Origin of the sequence: uncultured Clostridium sp., from assembly GCF_934754915.1 — a bacterium.
Taxonomy (GTDB): domain Bacteria; phylum Bacillota; class Clostridia; order Clostridiales; family Clostridiaceae; genus Clostridium.
Window position 1 is genome coordinate 1 of record NZ_CAKVKB010000176.1, and the last position, 5,755, is coordinate 5,755.

3 protein-coding genes are annotated in these 5,755 nt (G+C 27.7%); 2 read left to right on the forward strand and 1 reads right to left on the reverse strand.

Going from position 1 to position 5,755, the window contains the following annotated elements; translation table 11 throughout:
- Positions 1 to 48: 48 nt before the first annotated feature.
- Entirely contained in the window at positions 49 to 732 is a 684-nt protein-coding gene (locus Q0F58_RS16690) for a Crp/Fnr family transcriptional regulator (RefSeq protein ID WP_294378997.1), read from the reverse strand.
- Between the two features lie 104 nt (positions 733 to 836).
- On the opposite strand from Q0F58_RS16690, the gene Q0F58_RS16695 reads away from it, so the two are divergent.
- Positions 837 to 4,703, forward strand: coding sequence for an acyl-CoA dehydratase activase (locus Q0F58_RS16695; protein WP_294378998.1), 3,867 nt, complete (start codon positions 837 to 839; stop codon positions 4,701 to 4,703).
- Positions 4,704 to 4,781: 78 nt separating this feature from the next.
- Positions 4,782 to 5,755, forward strand: a 974-nt coding sequence (locus Q0F58_RS16700) for an ABC transporter substrate-binding protein (protein ID WP_294378999.1), incomplete at its 3' end; no start/stop codon positions are given.

Here is a 5,755-nt window from a genome sequence, read left to right on the forward strand (position 1 = left end):
CTTGAATTGATACAAAATTATTTTGAGAATAATTGTATATTTTTGTGATTAATCCAATATGATTTTTTCTAGTTTATGTATATTAATAATTTTAATAATATTTGTTTTGCAAAAGGATATTAAACCTTCATCACACAATATGTTTAATTCTCTATATAAAGAAGCTCGTGAAATATTTAAAATATTTGCCCAGCATTGTTTAGTAAATGGAATCTTTATAAGAAAATCTTCACTTATAAAAAAATCATTGAGAATAGAATGAACGATTTTTTCTCTGGCAGATGTAAAAGAAAGAGTAGAAATACGTTTGTTTAGAAAAAATGTTTTATTGCAAACTAATTCTAAAAAATTATCTAATATATCGGAATTAAGGGCGAGTAATTTAAAGAAGTCAGATTTATGAAATATTACTAGTAAACTTTTTGTATAAGATATAACATTACAGGGATATTGCTTTGATTTTGAAAAAGCAGCTACTTCACCAAATATATCACCTTTCTTTTTTGAGTACATAAAAACAGATTTTCCTGAGGGTAAAACTTTTTCTATATTAACTGTTCCTGATAATATAAGACCTATATAATTTGAATCTAAAAAATTATCAAATATATATTCATTTTTTTCTGAATTGATAACCTTGTAGTTAATTTCATTCAATAAACTGGTAATATTGTTGATATCAATATTTTTAAATAAATCTGAAACCATAATTTTTTTTATAATGTCAGCCATAATTTCTCCTTTAAATGTCTTATATAAGACAGAATTTATATTTTAAATATACTATAATATCCATTGAAAGTAAATGATAATCAATTTCAATAAAAGGAGAAATTATGAAAAAGTTGGGAATAGATATAGGTTCATCTACCTTCAAATATGTTTATTTAGATGAAGATGATAAGCTTATAAAAAGTAATTACATCTTTCATAAAGGGAAAATAAAAGAATGTTTTAAAAATTTAATTGAATATATAAAAAAGGAAAATACAGAAGATAATGAAATTATTTTAGGTATAACAGGTTCATTGAGTGCAAGTATAAATTTAGATTCATCTTATTATATAAATAATAACGTTGCTCTTATTGAAGGTGCGTTATATAAGGGAGACAATATAAAGTCAATAATTGAACTTGGAGCTCAAGAAACTAAATATATTACTGATATAGATAGAAATAGTATTAAATTTTTTATGAATACTAGCTGTGCATCAGGAACGGGTTCATTTCTTGAAGAACAGGCATCTAGATTATTGATAAATGTGGAAGATATATCCTCATATGTAGAAAAGGCATCAAGTATTCCAAGAATTGCAGGAAGATGCAGTGTTTTTTCTAAGACAGATATGATACACCATATGCAGGATGGAGTAAGTGTTGAAGATATACTTCAGGGATTGTGTTATGCTCTTGTAAGAAATTATAAGGCTAATGTTATCCAGAAAAACCTGATAAATAAGCCAGTTATGCTTACAGGTGGAGTAATGAAGAATAAAGGTGTTTTAAAAGCTCTAAAGGAAATATTATGTTTAGAAGAAAATGATTTTTTATGTGATGATCAATGTGAAATTTTAACATGTTTTGGTGCATGCAGAATTGCTGAAAATAGAAAAAAGTATATAAATATTGACAGTTTATATTATATTCATGATTCTGTAATGGAAAAGAAAAAAAGCATATATAGGGCACTTGATGAATTTGGAGATAATGACAGTAAAAACAAGCATATCTGTAAAAAAAATAACGAAAATGAAGGGTATGTTGGAATAGATATAGGATCTACTAGTGTTAATTTTGTCGTTATAGATAACTCAGACAATGTAATAGATTACATATATACAAAAACAAAAGGAAAGCCAAAGGATGTTGTATTTGAAAATTTTGAAATTCTAAAGCAAAGACTTGGAGAAAATTTTAAGTTTAAAGGAATAGCAACAACTGGTTCAGGCAGAGAGTTTATTGGAAAGGCTGTAAATGCAGATCTTGTTGTAAATGAAATTACTGCACAGGCAGAAGGTGCTATAGATGTATATGAAGATGTGGATACGATTTTTGAAATCGGAGGACAGGATTCAAAATATATAAGTATAGATAATAAACTTGTAAAAGATTTTGAAATGAATAAAATATGTGCAGCTGGAACAGGAGCATTTATAGAGGAACAAATTAAAAAAATTGGAATAGGACTTGAAAGCTTTGGAGAAGTAGCTTTAAAAGGTGATAATCCTTGTGATTTGGGAGATAGATGTACTGTATTTATCGAAGGAAACATTAGCAAAGCTATATCACATAATGAATCAATTGAAAATATTTCAGCAGGTCTTGCTTATTCTATTGTTAAAAATTATCTTACAAGGGTTGTTGGAAATAGAAAGATTGGAGAAAAAATACTTCTTCAGGGAGGTATAGCTCATAATCAAGCTGTTGTAAATGCTTTTAGATCTTTGCTTGGTAAAGAAGTTATAGTACCAAGATTTTTTAGTGTTACAGGGGCTCTTGGAGCAGCTATACTTGTAAAGAAGAATATGAAAAATAATGATAGACAGTCAAAATTACCTGTCAAGGAATATGAAAATATTAGTGATAAACTTTTTTTTGATGGATATATAAGAGAGCGGAATTTTGAAAAGCAAACAATAGGAATACCAAGAGTATTGTTTATTCATAAGATGTTTCCAATGTTTAACGAAATTTTCAAAAGACTTGGATATAATGTAGTTCTTTCAGAACTTACAAATGAGGAAATTATAAGTCTTAGTCAGGAGTATTCATTTGAGGAAACATGTTTTCCTGTAAAATTGATACATGGTCATATTGCTTATCTGATGAAAAAGAAAGTTGATTATATATTTCTTCCTCAACTATATACAATGAAACATTCTGGTTCTAATGTAAGGGAAGATTATGCATGTGTATATATGCAAACATCACCTAAGATAATAGATAGTGTATTTGACTTGGAGCAAAAGGGAATAAAGCTTATATCTCCTACATTATCTTTCAATTTTGGCAAAGAATATATGATAAAAACTCTATTGACTATAGGAAAAATTCTGGGAAAAAATAAAATTGAGACGACAGCAGCTGTTATGGCAGGAATGAAAAAATTTATGGATTATGAGCATAAATTAGAAAAGACAGGTAATGAAGTTCTTAAGGATATAAATGAGAATGAAAAAGTTTTTGTAATGGTAAGCAGAGTTTACAATATAGTTGATCCTGTTTTGAATATGGGAATAGAAAATAAACTGAAAGCAATGGGATATAAAGTACTTCATCTTTCACAACTTGAAGCATCAACAATAAAAATCGATAAAGAATATTCAAATATGTACTGGCCATTTGGTCAGCACTTGTTGACTGGAGCAAGAATTATAAAAAATAGTAAAAATTTATATCCCATATATATAACAAATCACGGATGCGGCCCAGATACAATTCTTACACATTATATGAAGAAGGAATTTGAAGGTAAACCATATCTTCATTTAGAGGTTGATGAGCATTCATCAAAAGTTGGAATTATTACAAGAGTAGAGGCTTTTGTAAATTCTTTAAATAATTTTGAAAACAGAGAAATTGTAGATGAAGATGAAAACATAATAACAGAAATAGCAGAGAAAAATAATGAGGAGGATAATATAATAATTCCCAATATATATCCGTATAGCTATATTTTAAAAGCATTTCTTGAAAGAAAAGAAAAAAATGTAACGGTACTAGAACCTGTGAATGCAAATAGTATTACAGATGGAAAGAAGTTTTCAATGAGTAAGGAATATTTTTCACTAATAGGACTTGCGGGTGAGGTTATAAGCAGTATTAAAAATGATAAAAGAAAATATACACTGTACTTCCCAACTGATGAAGGAAGTGAAACGTTTGGGCAGTATGGAACATTTATAAAACAGAAGGCATTGGAGATGGGGGTAAATCTAAATTTAACAAGTCCTTTTATAGAAGATTATTTAGAAGATGAAGATTTTGGAGTTGAATTTTATAAAAGTATTATTATTGGGGATTTAATAAATCAGATGCCTGATGATAAGGTACAGGAAAAATTTCTTTTTGATTTAGTTAATACTATTAGAAACAGTAGGGTAAATGATAGATACTTTAAAAAATCAATACAGTCAATAAAAGAAGAAATTGGATATATTAATCATATTGACACCAAGAAAAAGCTTCTTGTAATTGGAGAACCCTTAGTGGTTTATAAGGATTATATGAATAACAATAAGTTAAAGGAGCTTAAGAAGGATTTTAATATTGTAATGGAGCCTTTAAGTGAATTGTTATATGTATTTTTCAGTGATTTCAGCCATAAGAGAAATAAGATTAATAAAAAATATAAGAAATCTCTTATTGAAGTCAAAAAATATATTGAATATGTAAATTTCATATTAAAAGATGACTCTCCATTTAATAAAGAAATAGATAGTATAAAAAACATACTTAAGGATAAGCTTCAATTTTATGCAGGAGGAAGTGGAAGATATAGATTGGGAAAAATTCTTACTGCAGAAAATGTTGATGGGATACTAATTATGAGTTCTATGTATGAAAATACAGCTTCTATATTAAAAATATTAAGAGAAAAATATAAAGACAATATAAATGTGCCTGTTATGGATTTATATTTTGACAGTAATATAAGCAATAACACAGATGAATTAATAGAAACCTTTGTAGCTTATTTATAAAAAGCTGAATTAGAATTTCAATAACATAATAAAAATATGATTTATAAAATTTATATTAAAAATAAAGGAGCAAATATGATGAAAAAAATATTATCATTGTTATTAAGTCTTATAACAATATTTATGTTTGGATGTGGAAATTCCAATATTAAGACAAAAGATGAAATAAAAACAGAAGAAAAAATATCGATTAATCTTGGATTGCCAAAGGCAGCACCAGCACTTGCTGTACTTCAGATGATTGAAACAAATGCAATGGGAGATGATGTTGAAATTAATATTGACTATTGGGATTCACCAGAACAGCTTATTGCAATGACTCAGGATGAAGAGCATGATATGTTTGCTTTACCTCTTACTGTTGCAGGAAAACTGTATAACAAGGGTGTTGATATAAAACTTACAAATGTAAATACATGGGGAATAACTTATTGTGTTACAAGTGATGAAAATATTAAAGAATGGTCTGATTTAAAAGGAAAAACTATTTATGTTCCATTAAAATCATCACCACCTGATATTGTATTAAAATATTTTTTAAATGCAAATGGAATTAATCCTGATGAAGATGTTACTCTTCAATATGCAAGTACAAGTGAAGTGGCACAACTTATAAAATCAGGTCAGGCAGAATATGGTGTATTGCTTGAACCACAGGTTACAAACTGTATAAAAGGAAATGATAAATTAAGAGTTGCTTTTAGTTATGATGAAGAATGGAAAAAAGTAATGAATGATAAAGAAAAAACTATTCCAAATGCAGGATTTGGCGTTTCTGGGGAATTTATAAATAGTAACCCACAAATAGTTAAGAAATTTGAAGAAGAATATGAAAAAGCATTAAACTATCTTCTTGAGAATCCAGAAACAGCAGGAAAACTTGCAGAAAATAACTTAGGAATGAACAAGGACATAACAGCAGATGCTATGTCAAGAATAGGTCTTATGTATAAAAGTGCTGTAGATTCAATAGATGATTTAAATGACTTTTACAAAGTATTATATGATTTTGATCCAAGCACAATTGGAGGTAATATTCCAGGTGAAGATTT